At 57.0% G+C, this 20,977-nt stretch carries 20 protein-coding genes and 1 other RNA gene; 9 read left to right on the forward strand and 12 right to left on the reverse strand.

The window, feature by feature from the left end:
- Window positions 1-47 precede the first annotated feature (47 nt).
- From ACYASS_RS23890 to ACYASS_RS23905, 4 genes are all read right to left on the reverse strand, one after another.
- Window positions 48-296: a hypothetical protein gene (locus ACYASS_RS23890; protein ID WP_122666747.1), complete on the reverse strand. Its 249-nt coding sequence runs from the start codon at window positions 294-296 to the stop codon at window positions 48-50.
- A 333-nt stretch (window positions 297-629) separates the two neighbouring features.
- Window positions 630-1,130, reverse strand: a complete 501-nt coding sequence (locus ACYASS_RS23895) for a nuclear transport factor 2 family protein (RefSeq protein ID WP_463587958.1) — start codon at window positions 1,128-1,130, stop codon at window positions 630-632.
- Between the two features lie 155 nt (window positions 1,131-1,285).
- The gene (locus tag ACYASS_RS23900; RefSeq protein WP_463587959.1) at window positions 1,286-1,732 is read right to left on the reverse strand and encodes a hypothetical protein; all 447 of its coding nucleotides are present in this window, start codon (window positions 1,730-1,732) and stop codon (window positions 1,286-1,288) included.
- A gap of 211 nt (window positions 1,733-1,943) precedes the next feature.
- Complete coding sequence (locus tag ACYASS_RS23905) at window positions 1,944-2,159, reverse strand: DUF6124 family protein (protein WP_463587960.1); 216 nt, start codon at window positions 2,157-2,159, stop codon at window positions 1,944-1,946.
- 433 nt (window positions 2,160-2,592) lie between these two features.
- Between ACYASS_RS23905 and ACYASS_RS23910 the strand changes: the two genes are divergently transcribed.
- The gene (locus ACYASS_RS23910) at window positions 2,593-2,799 is read left to right on the forward strand and encodes a hypothetical protein (protein WP_463587961.1); all 207 of its coding nucleotides are present in this window, start codon (window positions 2,593-2,595) and stop codon (window positions 2,797-2,799) included.
- Window positions 2,800-3,038: 239 nt separating this feature from the next.
- Here the strand turns inward: ACYASS_RS23910 and ssrA are convergent.
- From ssrA to ACYASS_RS23935, 5 genes are all read right to left on the reverse strand, one after another.
- Window positions 3,039-3,426: a transfer-messenger RNA gene (gene ssrA / locus ACYASS_RS23915) on the reverse strand.
- 112 nt (window positions 3,427-3,538) lie between these two features.
- A complete protein-coding gene (locus tag ACYASS_RS23920; protein WP_463587962.1) occupies window positions 3,539-3,826 on the reverse strand; it encodes a hypothetical protein in 288 nt (95 codons plus the stop codon).
- A 213-nt stretch (window positions 3,827-4,039) separates the two neighbouring features.
- Entirely contained in the window at window positions 4,040-6,850 is a 2,811-nt protein-coding gene (locus ACYASS_RS23925) for an FAD-binding and (Fe-S)-binding domain-containing protein (RefSeq protein ID WP_463587963.1), read from the reverse strand.
- 80 nt (window positions 6,851-6,930) lie between these two features.
- On the reverse strand, window positions 6,931-8,076 hold the full coding sequence (lldD, locus tag ACYASS_RS23930) for an FMN-dependent L-lactate dehydrogenase LldD (protein ID WP_463587964.1): 1,146 nt from the start codon (window positions 8,074-8,076) through the stop codon (window positions 6,931-6,933).
- 69 nt (window positions 8,077-8,145) lie between these two features.
- A complete protein-coding gene (locus ACYASS_RS23935; protein WP_463587965.1) occupies window positions 8,146-9,837 on the reverse strand; it encodes a lactate permease LctP family transporter in 1,692 nt (563 codons plus the stop codon).
- 409 nt (window positions 9,838-10,246) lie between these two features.
- Here ACYASS_RS23935 and ACYASS_RS23940 point away from each other — a divergent pair, with 409 nt between their 5' ends.
- A complete protein-coding gene (locus ACYASS_RS23940) occupies window positions 10,247-11,014 on the forward strand; it encodes a GntR family transcriptional regulator (protein WP_243247211.1) in 768 nt (255 codons plus the stop codon).
- Window positions 11,015-11,156: 142 nt separating this feature from the next.
- Here ACYASS_RS23940 and smpB read toward each other — a convergent pair whose 3' ends face one another.
- Entirely contained in the window at window positions 11,157-11,639 is a 483-nt protein-coding gene (gene smpB, locus ACYASS_RS23945) for an SsrA-binding protein SmpB (protein ID WP_122666702.1), read from the reverse strand.
- 329 nt (window positions 11,640-11,968) lie between these two features.
- On the opposite strand from smpB, the gene ACYASS_RS23950 reads away from it, so the two are divergent.
- Both ACYASS_RS23950 and ACYASS_RS23955 read left to right on the forward strand, forming a co-directional pair.
- The gene (locus ACYASS_RS23950) at window positions 11,969-12,403 is read left to right on the forward strand and encodes a type II toxin-antitoxin system RatA family toxin (RefSeq protein ID WP_463587966.1); all 435 of its coding nucleotides are present in this window, start codon (window positions 11,969-11,971) and stop codon (window positions 12,401-12,403) included.
- Window positions 12,396-12,707 (forward strand): RnfH family protein, encoded by a 312-nt coding sequence (locus tag ACYASS_RS23955; RefSeq protein ID WP_463587967.1) that lies wholly within the window; start codon window positions 12,396-12,398, stop codon window positions 12,705-12,707. Before ACYASS_RS23950 ends, ACYASS_RS23955 begins: the two co-directional genes overlap by 8 nt.
- Before the next feature lie 75 nt (window positions 12,708-12,782).
- Here the strand turns inward: ACYASS_RS23955 and ACYASS_RS23960 are convergent, their stop codons facing one another.
- On the reverse strand, window positions 12,783-13,292 hold the full coding sequence (locus tag ACYASS_RS23960; protein WP_122666700.1) for an outer membrane protein assembly factor BamE: 510 nt from the start codon (window positions 13,290-13,292) through the stop codon (window positions 12,783-12,785).
- A 98-nt stretch (window positions 13,293-13,390) separates the two neighbouring features.
- Between ACYASS_RS23960 and fur the strand changes: the two genes are divergently transcribed.
- A complete protein-coding gene (gene fur, locus ACYASS_RS23965) occupies window positions 13,391-13,798 on the forward strand; it encodes a ferric iron uptake transcriptional regulator (RefSeq protein WP_002555142.1) in 408 nt (135 codons plus the stop codon).
- 336 nt (window positions 13,799-14,134) lie between these two features.
- Here the strand turns inward: fur and recN are convergent, their stop codons facing one another.
- Window positions 14,135-15,808, reverse strand: a complete 1,674-nt coding sequence (recN, locus tag ACYASS_RS23970) for a DNA repair protein RecN (protein ID WP_243247214.1) — start codon at window positions 15,806-15,808, stop codon at window positions 14,135-14,137.
- Between the two features lie 273 nt (window positions 15,809-16,081).
- On the opposite strand from recN, the gene grpE reads away from it, so the two are divergent.
- From grpE to dapB, 4 genes are all read left to right on the forward strand, one after another.
- A complete protein-coding gene (gene grpE, locus ACYASS_RS23975) occupies window positions 16,082-16,645 on the forward strand; it encodes a nucleotide exchange factor GrpE (protein ID WP_463587968.1) in 564 nt (187 codons plus the stop codon).
- Between the two features lie 103 nt (window positions 16,646-16,748).
- A complete protein-coding gene (gene dnaK / locus ACYASS_RS23980) occupies window positions 16,749-18,668 on the forward strand; it encodes a molecular chaperone DnaK (protein WP_463587969.1) in 1,920 nt (639 codons plus the stop codon).
- A 326-nt stretch (window positions 18,669-18,994) separates the two neighbouring features.
- The gene (dnaJ, locus tag ACYASS_RS23985; RefSeq protein WP_087266764.1) at window positions 18,995-20,131 is read left to right on the forward strand and encodes a molecular chaperone DnaJ; all 1,137 of its coding nucleotides are present in this window, start codon (window positions 18,995-18,997) and stop codon (window positions 20,129-20,131) included.
- A 12-nt stretch (window positions 20,132-20,143) separates the two neighbouring features.
- Window positions 20,144-20,947 carry a 4-hydroxy-tetrahydrodipicolinate reductase gene (gene dapB, locus ACYASS_RS23990; protein ID WP_122666697.1) on the forward strand — a complete coding sequence of 268 codons (804 nt, stop codon included), beginning with the start codon at window positions 20,144-20,146 and terminating at the stop codon, window positions 20,945-20,947.
- The last annotated feature ends 30 nt before the right edge of the window (window positions 20,948-20,977 follow it).

Here is a 20,977-nt window from a genome sequence, read left to right on the forward strand (position 1 = left end):
TTTCATATAGGGGTTGATGGCGCTAAGGCTGCGACTGCGGCTAACCTCTACTTCTGCGGCTCAAACGCCTCAAGCCGCGCCTGCACCGCATCGTCGAAAATCATGTACAGCGCTTCAACATCACTCGGTCGCAAGCGCTTGGCCGTCTCCAGCCCAAGGATAAAAGCGATCTGTAACTCGCCCTCGCTCTCAATATCTTCACGAGTACTGGCAGCATCCAGAGAGCGAAGCAGCTTATCAATCGGCCCACGAATAGGCTTTGGCAGCCTTAACAGGTCCAGCCGTTCTTGTGGCATTACGCCCTCCTGGCCTTCGACGGGGTCAAGGGCGGTTAGTAAGCCGACCATAGTGGGCCAAAACGGGCGGGAAGAGGATAGAAAAAGCGACGTAATGTTTGGGGCAGCCCCACAGCGCAAATTCTTCGGTTGCTGTCTTTGTGCCCATGGCGCCACGCTGTCGGGCGGCAGATACAGGACCGGTGGGGCCGGATTCATCCGGGAAGAGGCCAGTGCATCCGCCACATCATCGTTGTGTGGAATGCAGCCTTCCCGGATGAATCCGGTCCCACCGGTTCTGTGTAGCTTCAGATAATTAAGTATTGTTGGCAGGAGTGACCGCAGCAGTGTTTGCTACGCACCCGGCTTCACCCGCTCTATCAAATCATTCAGCACATACGTGTCCAGAAACGCCTTCACCTGCGTGATCTGCCCGTCCTTGAATGTCAGGTGCCAGAGGTAATTATTTCGGTACGGCTGCTGATCAATGGCTGTGGCTTCACCGTTCCACAGCACAACCACCACATTGCCTTCAGCCACGATGCTCAAAACGGTGGGTTTGATAGGGGTGGCCAGTCGCGCGCTGATCGGCTTTACCGCTCGCTCCAGAAAGTCCTTTTTACCTTGGTACACGCCAGAGACAGGGCTGGACCCGGCGACGGTCCACTCAGCGTCAGGCGTCAACAGGTCGAACGTTGTGCCCTTGCCTTGCTGCCAGTTCACAAACGATTGGCGGACCAGCTCGGCGTTTGAATGCGTAGCTGATTTGTCCGTCGCCCATGCTGCGCTCGTTAAAAACACAGCAAGCAGAGCAGCAGCCTGAACTCGAAAAACCGTTTTCACCCATGCAGTCATGACCATTCACTCCATTGCGGTTGTAGGGACTCTTGTCTAGAAGACCCTAACCCGCAGGTGCGTTGGTGAAGTAGCTCGATACTGCCTTGAGATTGCCTGATGCTGCGTTCCTGGGCGAAAGGCCGGTGACCCCACGTTGCGATGAGGTGTTTGCCTTATCGGTCTCGCCCGCTTATCTCCAGGTGACCATCACAACTCATTAAAGCCATAAGCTTCTTTTGCCCGATGTCGAACGGGACAATCCACCAGTTCGTTCTGGAGTCATACGATGCGCCTGGCTGCAGTTCATAGGGCGTTGTTTTCACCTGCTGAGGGTGTCGTAAGAAATAAGCATCCAGTGATTGCAGCCAGAACTGCTCACCGTAATCGGGACAGGACATTTCAGGTCGCTCTTCGCATCCGGCAAGCACGACCGGCAGCAAAATCGCCAAAGTTTTAAAGCAGGATTTCATTGGCTGTTCCTTGGGAAGTCGGGCTAAGCCTAACAGAGCTGCTTGTTTGATAGGCTGCGTGATGGAAGCAACACCCTTGTCGCTAGAGCCACTGCCCGCCCGAAATATCAAAAGTCGTCCCGTTAGCCGCGCCATGTCATCGGACAGCATGGCCGACACCGCCCCACCGATACCCTGCGCCACACCGCGGCCAAAGTCGTCGGCAAAAAGGTAGGAGCGAACTTGTTCGCGAAGCGGCAGAACTGACTCACCGCGTGAAACTGCTCGCCAATAAGTTGCCCCTTATCTGATACCTCGCCAAACGGTTGGAGCAACCGTGACGTAGACAAATCGCCTTCTACAGAAACTGCTTAGCCATTGTTCACGTAGCATCTCTCGGACAGGGCGCGCTGTGGCTGAACTTCACGGCGTCCTCCATTTTGCATCGCGCCATTTCAATCAAATGCACCACTGAAAATGCGTGATCACGCTGGCTGCCGTTCAGGCTGTCAGCACTCTCATAAGCCGTCGCCTTGGCACAGCGAAGCAGCTCGTCTGTGTCATTGAGCAGTTGTTCGAGGGTTGGGTGATTAGTCATGTTTTGCTCCTGGAGTAATGGAGCTGCCAGAGGCCTTCCTACGGGCTTTGGGTGGCAGCTGTGCGCAGGGTAGGAATACCGGAACTCTAGGAACCCGGCCACGCCGAAGCGTGCCCACGCACAGCCACCATGATTGACCGGGAAACGAACAGCGTTTTCCAGTCGCAACGGTTGGCATGTGCATACCTAGATAGTTCCGGGTTCCTACACCCAGGCCGCTGAATTGGCAGCGGCGGAAGGAAGGGTATCGGGGTGGGGAGGGGCGAGCAAGGATAAATTGGGGGTTGGTTCGGCGGTAGAAAGGAAGGTCGACAAGCCTTGGTCGTGTCGACCGCAGAGTTCAACGAACCTCCAAATCACAAAGCAATATCTTTCCTGTGTAGTGGCACGTTGCTACAGTGCGCGCTTCGTTTACTCTAGGAAGGAGACTCCAATGAAAGGTTTGCAATTTTTGGCGCTAGCAACAGTGGTCGCGCTGATGAGCGGTTGTGTTGTTCAGAGTTCCTACAGCAAGACTATTGCAGTCACTAAGGACGCGCAGGGTAAAGTGATTCAAACCGTTGAAAGCGAAACAGTCGTTCAAGGGGCTCAGGGCTATCCAATGCGCTTGGAACTCATCAAGGGCGTCCAAGCCAACTGAAATGTTCAAGCTTGCAGAGAGCCCGCCCAGCGCGGGTTTCTCGCTTGAGAGTGTGCCTACTGCAACCACTCCGCTATTCGGCGGGGAACGTCATACCCCTGTCGATCCGCATCTTCCGAGATGATCTGAGGCAGCTTTTCACGGATTGTGTGTTCTTGGCCAAGCGAGCTTGCTGACAGGCGCTTACCAAATCCCATCCACAAAAAAAGACGCCCTAAGGCGTCTTTTTTATGGGGATTTGGTGGAGCCGGGGGGATTTGAACCCCCGTCCGCCAGTACTCCGCTGTCGGTCCTACATGCTTAGCCGTGTCTATTAAGTTAACCCTCAGCGACCCGACGGGCAGGGTGCTTTGGGCGAGCTGTGTAAGTTTTAGCCGATTCGTCCACAGCGTACTGCACGGCGATTCTGTTCTATATGACAATCATTTTGGGTTTACAGACATCCCCTGATGATTGCTGGAGCCGAAGCTACCAGAAGTGCGGCTAGGCTGCTTACGCAGCTAGTTGAGCACCGTAGTTATCGTCATTGGCAACTATAGAAAGTTGCAACAGTGGATTTACGACTTCTGTTACCAAGTCGGCATGCACCTAAAGTTTCATCACCGGCGTCGAATCCTAATCGGCCCCAGGTGACTGCTTTCGCAGTCAGGTCGCGGAGTGTACTCCAATGAGTCCCTCGCGTCGACCTTCTGACGCAGCCCGGTTTTGGCCAGCCGCAGGGCCGGCCGTGATGGGGCTATTACTTGCCAGCACCTTCGCTGCCCGAGCCAATTTGTTTCAGCTGTGTAATGGCTTTGGTGGTGATCTCGATGCATTTCTTCTCATCGCCAGCCGCTTTGGCGGCAAGTGCTTCTTTTTCATTTTTTTCGACCGACATTTTGGTGTCGGCGGCCAGGTTGGTGCCTGACGAAACCTGCGCATCTTTCAGAGCCTGCAGGTTGGTGTCACAAAGATCATCGGCGGCAAATGCCGGGGAACCCAACAGGGCGGCGGTGAGGAACAATCCAGTAAGTGCTGTGCGCTTCATGTGTATCTCCTTTTAAGCCTGTGGACTCGGTGTGGCCGGTCGATGAGGCCTGTCGCCGAGGTCTGTGAGTAAGCCCGACTACAGAATTGGCGGGCTCACAGAAACTGACTGTCCACAAACGCAGGGGTTCTATTTTTTTTCATCCTCATGTGAAAAAGCCATATTTCGTGATAAAGGCACCAAAATGGGGCGATTGCCGCTGCCAGGTCGCGATCAGGCAGTTTTGGCCTGTGTGACGCGATCTACCAGATACACCAACCCGTGGTAGTCGATACCGCCATGTTGTGAGAGGCCGATCTCGCATGTGCGGCTGGTCGAAATGCCTTCGTTGCATTGCTGGACCGCTTCTTTGAGGGTGCGCAGCGAGTGGGCGTTCAGTTCGGGCGTGGTGAAGCCTTTGTCCCCCGCAAAGCCGCAGCAGTGGATGCCTTCAGGGATGACGACGTTGATGCTGCACAGGCGCGCCAGCTCGATCAGCGCCTGGCTTTCACCCAGATGCTGGGTGCTGCACGTGACGTGCACGGCGATCGGTTCTTGCTGTGGCGTGAAGGTCAATTTGTCGAGCAGATGCGTGCGGATAAAGCGCACGGGATCGTACAGATCGAGGCCTGTTTCCTTGAGGTTCTCAACCAGGCGCAAGGTGCAGGGGCTGGTGTCGCAATAGATGGGGTCGAGCCCGCCTCGACTGGCTTTGCCGAGCGCGGCGAGCAGTTGCTCACGTTTGCTGTCGGCTTGCTCCTTGTAACCTTTTGACGCAAAAGGCTGGCCGCAGCACAGGTTGTCCTGATCTTCGGGGAATACCACTTGGTAGCCTGCTTTTTCGAGCAGGCCACGGGTTTTATCCAGTAGCGACATTTGTTCTTTATCACCCGCTGCGGGGCCCATCACCCGGGATACACAGGCTGCGAGGTAAACCACTCGCGGGCGTTGGTCTTCAACGGGCGGGGTAAAGCGTATCGCTTGTTCAGGCTGCGGCATGGCGGGGGACCATTGCGGCACTCGACCGGCCGAGGCTTTGCTCAGCGCGGCGGAAATTTTGGCGAGACGCGGCGCACCGAGCAGCATGCGTGCGCCATTGGCGGCATGCAGGGTGAAGCGCGCGCCATGCAGCATGGTCTTGAAGTGATTGGCCATCCAACCCGCAGCCTGTGCATGGCTGGCCTCTTGGCCGCGCAGTTTCTTGATCAGTTCGCCGGTGTTGATCCCGACCGGGCAGCGCTGTGCGCACAGACCGGTGGCGGCGCAGGTTTCGATGCCTTGATAGTGGTAGGCCTTTTCCAGTTCATCGGTGTTGGTGCCCGCTCGTTTGCGCGCCTGAATGTCTCGCCAGATGACGATGCGTTGTCGCGGGCTGAGGGTCAGACCTTTGGAGGGGCAGACCGGTTCGCAGAAGCCGCACTCGATGCACTTGTCGATGATTTCGTCGGCTGCGGGTAAAGGCTTGAGGTGCTTGAGATGGATCTGCGGGTCCTCACTCAGGACCACGTCAGGGTTGAGAATGCCGTTGGGGTCGAGCAGCCGTTTGAGTTGCCACATCAGTTGATAAGCATCGTGACCCCATTCCAGTTCGACGAAGGGGGCCATGTTGCGGCCGGTGCCGTGTTCGGCTTTGAGCGAGCCGCCAAACTCGACCGCCACCAGTTGCGCCACGTCTTCCATGAACGCCTGATAGCGGGCGACTTCTTCCGGGTTGTTGAAGCCCTGAGTGAACACGAAGTGCAGATTACCTTCCAGGGCATGGCCGAACAGGATGGCTTCGTCGTAGTGGTGTTTGTCGAACAGCGCAATGAGGCGGCGCACGCCGTTGGCCAGTTGCTCAACGGGGAAGGTGACGTCTTCGATGATCACCGTGGTGCCGGTTTGCCGCACGGCGCCGACGGCGGGGAAGGTGTCTTTGCGGATGGCCCACAGGCGGGCGTTTTCCAGCGGGTCTTCGGTGAAGTCGATCTGCTTCTCCACCGGGAACGACGCCAGAGAAGTCATGATCTGCGCCAGTTGCTCGTGCAGCAGCGGGCTGGATGCCGCGCGGGCTTCGATCAGTAGCGCGCAGGCACTTGTCGACAGTTCACGTACGAATGCGGGCATACCGGGTTTGTTCTGCACCGAGCGCATGCTGCGTCGGTCGAGTAACTCGACGGCGGCTACAGGTTGGCTTTTCAAAACGGTGACGGCGTTGCAGCAGGTTTCCACATCCGGGAAAACGATCAGTGCCGAGGCTTTATGCGGGTGGTCGACGACGGTGTCGTACGTCACCGCGCTGATGAAGCCCAGCGTGCCTTCGGAACCCACTAGCAGATGGCTGAGGATATCCAGTGGCTCATCGAAATCCACCAGGGCGTTGAGTGAAAGGCCAGTGGTGTTTTTCAGGCGGTATTTGTGGCGAATTTTGGCGGCCAATTCGGTATTGGCACGGGTCTCGCGGCTCATTCTGGCGAGTTGTTCCAGCAGGTCGGCGTGACTGATGCGAAAGGCTGCCACGCTGTCGGGGTCTTCAGTGTCGATGCGCGTACCGTTGGCGAGCACCAAACGTATGCCAGCCAGCGTGTGATAGGTATTTTGCGCCGTACCGCAGCACATGCCGCTGGCATTGTTGGCCACGATGCCACCGATTTTGCAGGCATTGATGGACGCCGGATCTGGCCCGATCTTGCGCCCGTAAGGTGCGAGCCAGGCATTCGCCTGTGCGCCGATCACGCCGGGTTGCAGGCGTATCTGGGTGCCGTGTTCGCGTACTTCGCGGCCATTCCAGTTATCGCCGAGTACCAACAGCACCGAATCGCTGATGGCCTGGCCCGAAAGGCTGGTGCCTGCTGCGCGAAAGGTCAGCGGTACGTTTTCTCGCTGGGCCAGTTTCAACAGGCTGACCACTTCGTCTTCGGACTCAACGCGAATCACCAGTTTGGGGATCAAGCGGTAGAAGCTTGCGTCCGTGCCGAATGCCAGCGTTGAAAGCGGATCGTCGAAGCGTCGCTCGGCGGGGATCAGCCGAGCGACATCAGTCAGGAAGGGGGCAGGGAGGTTCACACGGTCTTCCTCATGCAATCAGCTTTAGGGTGCCGCAGCATCTGGCGTGCCGCGTGCTTGCTGCTTCAGGTTGTACGGGCTTAAGCGCCCAGCTCACGGACCAGTGAATCGCGAGAAATCTCGCTGATGGATTTGGCTCCGGTCAGGACCATGGCCACGCGCATTTCCTTTTCAAACAGGTCGAGCAGGTTTTTCACTCCCGCTTCACCGTGGGTGGCCAGGGCGTAGATAAACGCACGGCCAATCAGCACCGCATCGGCACCGAGGGCGATCATGCGCACCACGTCCAGCCCACTGCGGATCCCTGAATCTGCGAGGATTCTCAAGTCGCCCTTCACCGCGTCGGCAATGGCGGGCAAGGCACGGGCGCTGGACAGCACGCCATCGAGCTGGCGGCCGCCATGGTTGGAAACGATGATGCCGTCTGCGCCGAATTTCACGGCATCGCGGGCGTCTTCGGGGTCAAGAATGCCTTTGATGAGCATCGGCCCGTCCCAGGTTTCGCGAATCCATTCCAAGTCTTTCCAGGAAATGGACGGATCGAAGTTATTGCCCAGCCAGCCAATGTAGTCGGCGAGCCCGGTGGGATTGCCGCGGTAGGTGGAAATGTTGCCAAGATCGTGGGGGCGACCGTTGACGCCAACATCCCATGCCCATTGAGGATGCGTCATGGCTTGCAGCACCCGGCGCATCGGGCCGTTTGCGCCGCTCATGCCATGGTGGGCGTCGCGGTAACGAGCGCCGGGCACCGGCATGTCGACCGTGAACACCAGCGTCTTGACTCCGGCAGCCTTGGCCCGCTCAAGGGCGTTGCGCATGAAGCCGCGGTCTTTGAGCACGTACAGCTGAAACCAGATGGGGCGGTCGATGGCGGGAGCGACTTCTTCAATCGGGCAGACCGACACCGTGGACAAGGTAAACGGGATGCCTTTGGCTGCTGCCGCACGCGCCGCCTGCACTTCGCCTCGCCGTGCATACATGCCGCACAGGCCGATAGGTGCCAGGGCCATGGGCATGCTCATGGACTCGCCGAACAACGTGGTGTTCAGGCTCAGTTCCGACATGTTTTTCAGGACGCGCTGGCGCAAGGCAATGCTGGCAAGGTCCGAGACGTTATGGCGCAACGTGTGCTCGGCGTAGGCGCCACCGTCGGCGTAATGAAACAGGAAGGGCGGCAGTTTGCGTTGCGCCGCAGCGCGGTAGTCAGTGGAGGCAGAAATAATCATGGGCTCTCACAACGTCGAGTAAGTGGGGCGAAGGCCGGGCGCACCTGAGCGCGCCCGACGCTCGTTTCATCAGTGCACCAGCATGCCGGTGAACCAGTACGCCTGGGCGTAGGTCATGCAGCCAATAATCGTGGCGAAGAAAATGCTGTGCTTGAGGGTGAAGCGGAACAGGTCAGACTCTTTGCCGACCAGCCCGGTTGCTGCGCAAGCCACGGCGATGGACTGCGGCGAAATCATCTTGCCTGTCACGCCGCCGGTGGAGTTCGCCGCCACCATCAGCACATCGCTGACGCCAACCTGATGCGCGGTGGTCGCTTGCAGCGAGCCAAACAGCGCGTTGGACGATGTGTCCGAGCCGGTCAGGAACACGCCCAGCCAGCCGAGGAATGGCGAGAAGAACGGGAAGGCTGCACCGGTTCCGGCCAATACCAGCGCCAGCGTCGAGGACATGCCCGAGTAGTTCATGACGAAGGCAAAGGCCAGCACCATGCCGATGGAAATGATTGCCCAGCGCAGCTCTTTGAGGGTTTCCTTGAACGTGGTCAGGCCCGTCATTGGAGTGATCCGCAGCACGAGCATCGCGAGGATGGCCGAGAACAGGATCGCGGTACCCGAGGCGGCGATCAGGTCAAACTTGTAAACAGCAGGCATGGCTGTCGCGTTGGCAACGATAGGTGCAGTTTTCATCACCAGTTGATCGAGGTGCGGAATGGGAATGTTCATCGTCCACGCCTGCATCGCGCCGCCAGCGGCAAACATGGCCTTGAAGGGCTTCAGTGTCCAGATGGTGACCATCACCGTGAGTATCAGGAAGGGAGACCATGCCTTGATGATTTGCCCGATGGTGTAGGGCGATTTAACCGATGTGCGGGGCTGACCAAAACCGCCAGGGCTGCCCATGACTGCTGCACCGCCGGACTGGCTGATTTCGGTTTCCCCGGCTTTTTTGGGCTGCCAGACTTTGAGGAACAGGGTCAGCGATACCATGCTGACCAGTGCCGAAGTGATATCGGGTAGTTCCGGGCCAATATAGTTGGAGGTGAGGTATTGGGTGATGCCGAAACTCACGCCTGCGACCAGCGCAGCAGGCCAGGTCTCTTTGACCCCTTTAGCGCCATCCATCATGAACATCAGCCAGAACGGCACGAAGACCGACAGGAACGGCAATTGCCGACCTGCCATTGCACCGATCTTGAAGGCATCAATGCCGGACACCTGGCCCGCCACGATAACCGGGATCCCCAATGCGCCGAAGGCGACAGGCGCAGTGTTGGCGATCAGGCACAGGCCTGCTGCGTACAGCGGGTTCAAACCAAGGCCGACCAACAGGGCAGCAGTAATCGCCACTGGTGCGCCAAAGCCTGCTGCCCCCTCCAGAAACGCCCCAAAACAAAACGCGATCAACAGCACCTGGATGCGCTGGTCATCGGTGATGGACATGACCGAGCTGCGGATGATCTCGAACTGACCACTCTTCACCGTCAGTTTGTAGAGAAACACCGCCGCGACAATGATCCATGCGATGGGCCATAACCCGTAGGCAAATCCATAACCGGCGGCAGCGAGTGCCATGTCAGCAGGCATCTGGAAAGCAAAGATCGCTACCAGTATCGACAACACCAACGTAATGCTCCCGGCGACATGCCCTTTGAGCCTGAATACGGCGAGCGCCAGAAAGAAAAACACAATCGGTATGAGCGCAGCGGCGGCCGAAAGGCCAAGACTGCCCAGGGGGGTGTAGAGCTGTTGCCAGGTTTGCATATGGGTGGCCCCTAATTGTTTTTGGATAGGCCCGGTATTCCGTGTCTTACGTGCGAGGCTTCGAGCTGACGCCCAAGGTGGCAGACGTCGTGCCGATGCTGACGAACGAATCGCACAGCTCACCAGTTCAAGCCTTTCATCATTGCGAAAGGTACTTGCAGCGCAGCAGAGGTTAGCCACTCACGCTGGCATTGGATAATTGGTAATACCAATTTACAATGTCTAGTCGCTAGCGTAGAAGCCTCTCTATTGGTGTGTCAATTTGCGGTCGTGCAACTTTCGTAGGAGAACCCTTTGAAAGTAGCTTCTGATACGGCATTTCAGGGGTTATCTGGTGGGTGCCTGAGTGGCGGCAATCAGCCAGAATACGCAGGCCCGGTAACGCGATCGGGGATGTGGAGTGAGAGTGATGGGCTTTGATCAGGTGCGTCAGCGCCGTTTGTCCGACGATATTGTCGAGCAGTTGGAACGAATGATTCTTGAGGGCACGCTCAAGGCAGGTGGGCGACTGCCTGCCGAGCGGGCCCTGGCCGAGCAGTTTGGTGTTTCCCGGCCTTCTTTGCGTGAAGCCATCCAGAAATTGACCGCCAAAGGCTTGTTGATCAGCCGTCAGGGTGGCGGCAATTATGTGGTCGAGAATATCGGCTCGACCTTCAGCGACCCGCTGCTGCATTTGCTGGAGAGCAGCCCGGACGCTCAGCGCGACTTGCTGGAGTTCCGCCATACGCTTGAAGCCTCTTGTGCGTATTACGCGGCCATGCGCGCGACTGATGTAGACCGCGAGCGTCTACGTCAGGCTTTCGACACTTTGCAGGACTGTTATGGCCGTGAAGGGGAAGTCAGCCGGGCAGAAGAGGGCGCTGCTGATGCGAGCTTTCACATGGCGATCGCTGAAGCCAGCCACAACGCTATTTTGCTGCACACCATTCGCGGTCTGTTCGACCTGCTCAAGCGCAACGTGGTGATCAATATCGGCGGGATGTACAAGCAGCGCAGCGAAACCCGCGACATGCTGATCCGTCAGCATCAGGAGCTTTACACGGCAATTATCGAAGGGCGAGCGGACGACGCGCGTGATGTTTCCAGTCGTCACCTGCTGTATGTGCAGGAAGTGCTGGAAGAGGTTCGGCAGCAAGTGCAGCGCACGGCTCGGGCTGAGCGGCGTAACGGGATGTGATTTGACGCTAAACCGTGGGGGCGAATTCATTCGCGAAAGCGTGGGTACAGCCGATGAAGGTCTATCGACTGTACTGGCCTCTTCGCGAATGAATTCGCTCCTACCGGTCGAGCCAGAAGGGCAGGGGAATCAGGTGTTAAGTCTAATCATCCTTGCCTTTGGTCCGCACGGCCCGTTGCAGCTCGCGATCAGAATCACGTTCACGCTCGGTATGGCGCTTGTCGTATTCCTTCTTACCTTTGCCCAGAGCAATTTCGCACTTGATCAAGTGCTGCTTCCAGTAAAGGGAAAGCGCGACGCACGCATAGCCTTTTTGCTGGACCGATGAGGTCAGCTTTTCAAGCTCGCGTGCATTGAGCAGCAGTTTGCGGGTGCGTGTCGGATCAGCGATGACGTGCGTGCTGGCAGTCGTCAGTGGCGAAATATGGCTACCCATCAGCCAAGCCTCACCATCTTTGAGCAGCACGTAACTGTCGACCAGCTGTACCTTGTTGGCACGCAGACTTTTTACTTCCCAGCCAGCCAGGACCAGACCGGCCTCGAACTTGTGTTCGATGAAGTAATCGTGACGCGCTTTTTTATTTTGCGCGATGGTCCCTGTAGGGTGTTTCTTGAGCTTAGCCATAGGCGACGCATTATAGGGACTCGCTTCGATGTCGGCTACGGGGAACCGCACGCTTGAGCGCGATGATTGAATCCCGGACAATGCGCCTGGTTCTGCGCCGTATTCAGGGGTGCGAAGCGAAGGTGACTTTTATTTCATTCGAACCGATGCTGGCTTGCCAGGGTCGATGTGTTCATCACGCCGTTCACCGAGGTGAGGCGTGTTTGCAGTATCCGCAGGTTGGGTGACGGGCCTTGGCGCTCCTTGCTTTGACGTTTTTTTGATGCGCTATGTGGCGCCGTTCGGCATTCATGTTGTGTTTGCCGCTCAGCTTTGGAATTGACGCTGACATGACTACGCATATCCAACGTTCCGCTCTTTTGCCTTACCCGGCCAAGGCTCTCTATGACCTGGTCAACGATGTAGAGCGCTACTCCGAATTCTTGCCCTGGTGCTCTGAAGCTAAAGTGCTGGAGGTGGGCGAGGAGCACATGCGTGCCAGCCTGGAAATCGCTAAAGGCGGTCTGAGCCAGCATTTTGTTACGAAAAACACGCTGGTGCCGGGGCAGTCCATCGTAATGGATCTGGTTGAAGGGCCGTTCGAGCAGTTGCATGGTGTCTGGACGTTCAAGGCGCTGGGCGAGAAGGCCTGCAAGATCAGCCTCGATCTGTCGTTTGATTACGCTGGCCCTATCGTTCGTGCCACGCTTGGCCCGTTGTTCAATCAGGCTGCTAATACGTTGGTGGATGCTTTCTGCCAGCGAGCGAAAGAGTTGCATGGCTGAGGCGCTGATCACGGTCGAGGTGGTGCACGCCGGCGTGGATCGGCAGTCGCTACGTGCTGTTGATGTGCCGGTGGGGTCGACTGTTCAGCAGGCATTGCTGATTTCAGGCGTAGGCAATGAGTTTCCTGAGCTGGATCTGGTTCATTGCCCTGTGGGTATCTTTGGCAAGGCGGTCAGGCATGAGCGTGTGCTGGAACACGGGGACCGGATTGAGATCTATCGCCCGCTGCTTGCCGACCCCAAAGAGGTTCGACGCCTGCGGGCAGCCAAGGCCGCAAAGGCTCGAAAGGACAGCGAGCGTTAGGCGCGTTGTTTTTTCTTTAACCCGCAGACAGCAAAAAGCCCGGCATGCCGGGCTTTTTTTGTAGCTGCAGTATTGTTACTGCGGAGACACTTCCAGTGGTTCCTGAGTCGGAACAGGAACGGTCTCGACTTTGTCGACGTCCTTCTGGATCTGGTCCAGCAGCGACCCTGGCTTGGCAGGTTCTTCTTTAGGCTGCTGTGGCGTGACGGTAGAGCCACCGTCGTTGCCAAGGATGGCTTCATCACGGCTTACGCCTGGCATGAAGTCGCCCGACAGGCTGACCAGTTGGTCGTTGCCATTGAAGATCAGCGAGACACGCTCCTGCTGGCGTTCACCGCCACCTGGCTGCAGGCTGTACAGGTAATCCCAGCGATCGGCATGGAAAGTATCGGTCAGCAGAGGGTTGCCCATGATAAACCGTACTTGCCGTCGGGTCATTCCCGGCCTTAACTGGTCTATCATGTCCTGCGTGACGACATTGCCTTGCTGGATGTCGATTTTGTAAACCCCGGGGAATGAACAACCGGCGAGTGCGAGCAGTCCCACAAGGGTGAAACTGGTTAGCAGGAGCTTGGTGTTTTGCATCGGTGGGCGACTTCCACTATCTTGGCTGGGACAACGTAAACCCCGATCATACCTGCATTAAGAGAAGCTGCGAAGCAGCGTCTGCGAGAAAGCTGACCATGGTTGAAAATAGCGAACTACGAAAAGCCGGACTTAAAGTGACCCTGCCACGGGTCAAAATACTACAAATGCTCGATTCCGCCGAGCAGCGCCACATGAGTGCCGAGGATGTTTACAAGGCACTGATGGAAGCTAGCGAGGACGTCGGACTGGCCACGGTTTACCGTGTCCTGACCCAATTCGAAGCTGCCGGATTAGTGGTTCGCCACAATTTCGACGGTGGACATGCGGTATTCGAACTGGCTGACGGCGGCCACCACGACCATATGGTCAACGTGGAGTCCGGAGAAGTGATCGAATTCTTCGACGAAGAAATCGAAAAGCTTCAAAAGGCCATTGTCGAGCGGCACGGTTTCGATTTGGTGGATCACAATCTGGTGCTGTACGTGCGCAATAAGAAGGCGTAAGTCTTTTTGATGCATCAGCAAAGGCGACCGTAGGGTCGCCTTTGTGCGTTTTTGGATGTGAATAAGTCTTGGGGCGGGGCTGAGGGCGCGAGTCGGTAGGAGCGAATTCATTCGCGAAGACGGCATTCCTTCCGATGCAAATATGGCGGCTGTACCGGCCCATGCGCGAATGAATTCGCGCCCACGGGGATTTTGTTTGCAGGCCGTTCTTCCACGGGTTTGAGGTCGTCGTTGAGTCTGGAAGCTGTTCTGAATTATGTAGGAGCTGCCGAAGGCTGCGAATGGCGGCCATTGCTTCGCAGCCTTCGGCAGCTCCTACACTGAAAGCGGCAGCCTTCAGCTCTTAGCCGTAACGACCATCTTCTTCGCGTGGGCCAAAGACTCTTTGGTCAGGTCTATGCCGCCCAGCATCCTCGCGACTTCTTCTATACGTTCGTTCTTGCTCAGTTTTGATACAGCGGTGCGCGTGGCGTCGCTGTCCCGGACTTTGTGGACAAACAGGTGTTGATGCCCCTGTGCGGCCACTTGCGGAAGGTGAGTGACGGTCATGACCTGGCCGCGATCACCCAGACGTCGCAAGAGCTGACCAACGATTTCGGCCGTTGGTCCGCCGATCCCGACGTCCACCTCGTCGAATACCAGTGTTGGCACACGTGAGGTTTGCGCGGTGATCACCTGAATCGCCAGGCTGATCCTTGAAAGCTCACCGCCCGAAGCCACTTTCGCCAGTGCTTTTAGCGGCTGGCCCGGGTTGGCGCTAACCAGTAGTTCGACCTGTTCCAGCCCGTTGGGCAGTAATTCTTTTTCGGGATTGGCTTTGAGCTCGATGCTGAACCGCCCACCCGGCATGCCCAGGCGCTGGATTTCATGCTCAACGGCGGCTGCCAGTTCCGGTGCTGCGCGATGGCGCATGTCACTCAGTTCCCGGGCCTTTTCCTTGTAGTGACGTGCGAACGATGCCACTTCATTTTCCAGGCGCTCGATTGCCTCGTCGTTGGCATTCAGTGTTTCGATCTCGTCCAGCAGCTTCTGTTGAAGTGTCGCGACTTCAGTGGGCTGGATGCGATGCTTGCGCGCCAGGGTATAGATAGCGTCCAGGCGTTCTTCGATCTGCTGCAGACGGGCTGGATCGGCGTCGAAGTGATCAAGGAAGCGATTGAGTTCGCCAACCGCTTCTTCTACCTGAATCTGTGCACTGGACAGCAGGTTGGTGGCTTCGCTCAAGGCGGTAGGGGAGTCATTGACGCTGCCCAGTCGATGCAGGCTCGCGGTCAGTGCGTTCAGCACATTACCTGAGTCATTTTCGCTGCATTGCTCGACAACCTGACGGCAAATGCTCAGCAGGCTTTCGGCGTTGGTCAGGGTTTTCTGTTCCTGCTCAAGATGTTCCAGTTCGTTTTCGCCAAGGCTCAGGCTTTCGAGTTCTTCAAGCTGGTAACTCAGGAGCTGATGACGTGCGCGCTGCTCGTCGCCGGAGTTGGAGAGTCTGTCGAGTTCCTGGCGAGTCTGGCGCCAGCGTTGGGCGGCCAGTTGTACCTGACGAGCCAGATCGGTAGCACCAGCGTATTCATCCAGCAGACGACGGTGTGTGTCAGTCTTGAGCAGCGACTGATGCTCGTGCTGGCTGTGTATGTCTATCAGCAGCTCGCCTAGTGCTTTCAAGTCACCTTGAGGGCAGGGCGTGCCATTGATATAGGCGCGTGAGCGGCCTTCTGCGGTGATGACACGGCGCAGAATGCAGGGGCCGTCGTTGTCCAGGTCACGCTCCTGCAGCCAGGTTTGCGCTTCAGGAATGTCGCCGAGGTCGAACGTCGCCAGGATGTCCGCCTTTTCCGCACCGGGGCGCACCACGCCACTGTCGGCCCTGTCGCCAAGGGTCAGGCCGAGGGCGTCGAGCATGATTGATTTACCAGCACCGGTCTCACCGGTGATCACGCTCATGCCACGGTCCAGCTCGAGGTCGAGATGTTCAACGATGGCGTAGTTATGTACGGAAAGGTGCACCAGCATGGAGTGGCTCCCAAGCGATAAGTCTGGTTATTTATACAGTGTTTTGTTCGCGGGTGACAATGCCTTGGTTTAGCTCGATTCGTTCGGAAATGCGCTTTTTTTAGTTCATTTGGCGATTTGTTCAAGCGCGATAAGGGCTTGGCTTTGGCCGGAAAGTTTGTGAGGACTTTTGTCGATCTGCTGAAATTTGCTCTTGAAGCTGAAAATTCCGCTCCCATATAGGGGGGCAGAAGCGCGATTTGAGGTCGCGGACGTATTTGAAAGGAGAAATCTATGGCTGACGAACAGAATCTGGATGCGCAGACCCAGGACCAGGCTGCCGAAGCGGTTTCCGGTGAAGATTTGGTAACCCGCGTGCAAGTGCTCGAAGAGCAACTGGCTGCGGCGCAGGACCAGTCCCTGCGAGTGGCTGCGGATTTGCAGAACGTCCGCCGCCGTGCAGAACAGGATGTAGAAAAAGCTCACAAGTTTGCGCTTGAGAAGTTTGCGAGTGACTTGTTGCCGATCGTGGACAGCCTTGAGCGTGGTTTGGACTTGTCCAATCCGGACGATGAAAGCATTCGTCCAATGCGCGAAGGTATCGAGCTGACGCTGAAAATGTTTAGCGACACCCTCAAGCGTTACAACCTCGAAGCGATTGATCCGCATGGACAGCCATTCAATGCCGAGCATCATCAGGCGATGGCCATGCAGGAAAGCGCTGACGTTGAACCAAACAGTGTTTTGAAAGTGTTCCAGAAGGGCTACCAGCTCAATGGTCGTCTGCTGCGCCCGGCTATGGTCGTGGTCAGCAAGGCACCATCGCCTGTTCAGCCATCAATTGATGAGCAGGCTTGAAATCAGCTGTCTGGCCCCCATTTATAGGCCAAGCGTTTAAGAGCTACCGCAATTTGTAAACGCAGTTGCGGCAACCAAATTCAAAATTTCGGGAGATTCACAGATGGGCAGAATTATCGGTATTGACCTGGGGACCACCAACTCTTGCGTCTCCATTCTGGAAAACGGCAGCGTCAAGGTTCTGGAGAACGCCGAAGGCGCTCGTACCACGCCTTCGATCATTGCTTATGCCAACGACGGTGAAATCCTCGTCGGCCAGTCGGCCAAGCGCCAGGCGGTCACCAACCCGCATAACACGCTGTACGCGGTAAAGCGTCTGATCGGTCGTAAGTTCGAAGAAGAAGTCGTTCAGAAAGATATTCAGATGGTCCCTTACAAAATCGCCAAGGCTGACAATGGCGATGCGTGGGTTGAAGTCAACGGCAAGAAAATGTCGCCTCCTCAGATTTCTGCTGAAATCCTGAAGAAGATGAAGAAAACCGCTGAAGACTATCTGGGCGAAGCAGTGACCGAGGCGGTAATCACCGTTCCGGCCTACTTCAACGACAGTCAGCGTCAGGCCACCAAAGACGCCGGTCGCATTGCCGGTCTGGACGTAAAACGTATTATCAACGAACCAACCGCAGCCGCTCTGGCTTACGGTATGGACAAAGCGAAGGGCGACCACACTGTCATCGTTTATGACCTGGGTGGCGGTACTTTCGACGTTTCGGTTATCGAAATTGCTGAAGTTGATGGCGAGCACCAGTTCGAAGTGCTGGCAACCAACGGTGACACGTTCCTGGGTGGTGAAGACTTCGACATCCGTCTGATCGACTACCTCGTTGACGAATTCAAGAAAGAAAGCGGCATGAACCTTAAAGGTGACCCGCTGGCCATGCAGCGCCTGAAAGAAGCCGCTGAAAAAGCCAAGATCGAGCTGTCTTCGAGCAATTCGACCGACGTTAACCTGCCGTACATCACCGCAGACGCGACCGGTCCTAAGCACTTGAACGTCAAGATCTCCCGCGCCAAGCTGGAATCGCTGGTTGAAGACCTGGTTCAGCGCACCATCGAACCTTGCCGTATTGCTCTGAAAGACTCCGGTATCGACATCAGCGCCATCAACGACGTGATCCTGGTCGGTGGCCAGACTCGTATGCCGTTGGTACAGCAGAAAGTGACCGAGTTCTTCGGCAAAGAAGCGCGTAAAGACGTTAACCCGGACGAAGCAGTTGCCATGGGTGCTGCTATCCAGGGCGCAGTATTGGCCGGTGATGTTAAAGACGTTCTGCTGCTCGATGTTAGCCCGCTGACTCTGGGTATCGAAACCATGGGCGGCGTGATGACTGCGCTGATCGACAAGAACACCACGATTCCTACCAAGAAATCGCAAGTGTTCTCCACTGCCGACGACAACCAGAACGCCGTGACCATTCACGTGCTGCAAGGTGAGCGTAAGCAGGCTGGTCAGAACAAGTCTCTGGGCAAGTTCGACCTGGCTGAGATTCCACCAGCACCACGTGGCGTTCCACAGATCGAAGTGACCTTCGACATCGACGCCAACGGCATCCTGCACGTGGGCGCCAAAGACAAGGCAACCGGCAAGCAGCAGTCGATCGTGATCAAAGCCAACTCCGGTCTGTCGGATGAAGAAATTCAGCAAATGATCCGTGATGCTGAAGCCAACACTGAAGAAGACCGTAAGTTCGAAGAGCTGGCGACTGCTCGTAACCAGGGTGATGCGCTGGTTCACTCGACTCGCAAAATGATCTCCGACGCTGGCGACAAAGTCACCGCGGAAGAGAAGACTGCGATCGAAGCTGCACTGGTTGCTCTTGAAGCTGCAGTCAAAGGCGACGACAAGGCTGCCATCGACGCTAAAGTCGAAGAGCTGTCCAAGGTCTCCGCGCCAGTGGCTCAGAAAATGTACGCCGAGCAGGCCGAGCAACCACAAGCGGGGGCTCAGGCGGCGAAGGAAGAAACCAAGCCTGCTGACGACGTTGTCGATGCAGAGTTTGAAGAAGTAAAAGAAAACAAGTAAGCGCAGGCTCACTTGCAAGCCAGTTGACCGTTTTCGGGCGGTCGCTGGTAGGATGTCGCCGCGCGGGAGCTTGCTCCCGCGTTGGCGTGTCTGGAATAGACGAAATTTTTGCGGCCTGCGGTATCTACCGCAAGCTGCTGTGGCAAGGTCGTCATGCTCCTGCATGGTGGCTTGTTCTGCCGCTTTCCCGGTCAGCCTGGCCGGTGAAATGAAGACCAGGATCGTTGAATTGACGTGAGTTGGGTCCGGGGCCTGTATGGGGCTCAACGAGTTTGGCAAAGCTCAGGAGGGTTTTGCCGGACGTCCTCAAGAGTGCGGAAGAATTTATGGCAAAGCGTGACTATTACGAAGTTTTGGGGGTGGAGCGAGGCTCCAGCGAGGCTGATCTGAAGAAAGCTTATCGTCGTCTGGCGATGAAGCATCACCCTGATCGCAATCCTGATGACAAAGCATCGGAAGAGCTGTTCAAAGAAGCCAATGAGGCTTACGAAGTTCTGTCCGATGCGAGCAAGCGTGCGGCCTATGACCAATACGGTCACGCTGGCGTCGACCCAAGCATGGGTGGCGGCGGCTTCGGCGGCGGTGCTGGCGGTGCGAACTTCTCCGATATCTTCGGCGATGTATTCAGTGACTTCTTCGGCGGTGGCCGGGGCGGTGGCGGTGGTCGTGGTGGCGCTCAGCGCGGTAGCGATCTGCGTTACACCCTTGAGCTGAACCTCGAAGAAGCCGTGCGTGGTACCTCGGTTAATATCCGGGTCCCGACGCTGGTCAATTGCAAACCTTGCGATGGTTCGGGTGCCAAGAAAGGCTCCTCGCCGGTTACCTGCCCGACGTGCGGCGGTATTGGTCAGGTTCGCATGCAGCAAGGTTTCTTCTCGGTGCAGCAAACCTGCCCGCGCTGCCACGGTAACGGCAAGATCATTTCCGATCCTTGCGACTCGTGCCACGGCGAAGGTCGTGTCGAAGAGTACAAGACGCTCGCTGTGAAAGTGCCGCCTGGAGTGGATACCGGCGATCGCATCCGTCTCTCCGGCGAAGGCGAAGCGGGTACGCAAGGTGGGCCAACGGGCGACCTGTACGTGGTGATCAATGTGCGCGAGCACGCGATCTTCCAGCGTGACGGTAAGCATCTGTTCTGCGAAGTGCCAATCAGCTTCACCGATGCCGCACTTGGTGGTGAGCTTGAAGTGCCAACGCTGGATGGTCGCGTCAAACTGAAGATTCCTGAAGGTACCCAGACGGGCAAACAGTTCCGCTTGCGTGGCAAGGGCGTAGCGCCGGTACGTGGCGGTGGCGCAGGGGACTTGATGTGCCGTGTGGCTGTCGAGACTCCGGTCAATCTGGGTCGTCGTCAGCGTGAACTGCTCGAAGAGTTCCGCTCAACGCTTGAAGGCGATAGCTCTCACTCCCCGAAAGCCACTGGCTGGTTTGACGGTGTGAAGCGTTTCTTCGGCGATTTGTAACGGGAGCAGGACATGCGACGTATTGCAGTGATGGGCGCCGCCGGGCGCATGGGTAAAATTCTGATCGAGGCCGTTCAGCAGGCGCCTGGCGCTGGCTTGACTGCGGCTATTGATCGTCCCGACAGCACGCTGGTCGGTGCTGATGCGGGCGAGTTGGCTGCGCTGGGTCGGATCGGTGTTCCGCTGTCGGGTGATCTGGCTCGGGTGGCTGACGAATTCGATGTGTTGATCGACTTCACGCACCCTTCGGTAACGCTGAAGAACCTGGCGTTCTGCCGCAAGGCTGGCAAGGCGATGATCATCGGCACTACAGGTTTCAGTGCTGAAGAGAAGCAGCGTATCGCCGAGGCGGGTAAAGAAATTCCGATTGTTTTCGCGGCTAACTTCAGCGTCGGTCTGAATCTCTGTCTGAAGCTGCTCGACACCGCTGCTCGCGTGTTGGGCGATGATGTCGATATCGAAATCATCGAAGCGCATCACCGTCATAAGGTCGACGCGCCATCAGGTACTGCGTTGCGCCTGGGTGAAGTGGTTGCCAATGCGTTGGGTCGTGATCTGGAAAAAGTCGCTGTCTACGGCCGTGAAGGTCAGACCGGCGCACGTGATCGCGAAACCATTGGCTTCGCGACGATTCGTGCAGGTGACGTGGTGGGTGATCACACGGTCTTGTTCGCCTCCGAAGGCGAGCGCGTCGAGATCACGCACAAGGCGTCCAGCCGCATGACCTTCGCCAAAGGTGCGGTTAGAGCTGCAATGTGGCTTGAAGGCCGCGAAGCGGGTCTATATGACATGCAGGACGTGCTTGATCTGCACTGATTGACCGCTGCAAGAGAGGCGTAACCCCTG

It is taken from the genome of Pseudomonas sp. HP_14 (genome assembly GCF_055283875.1).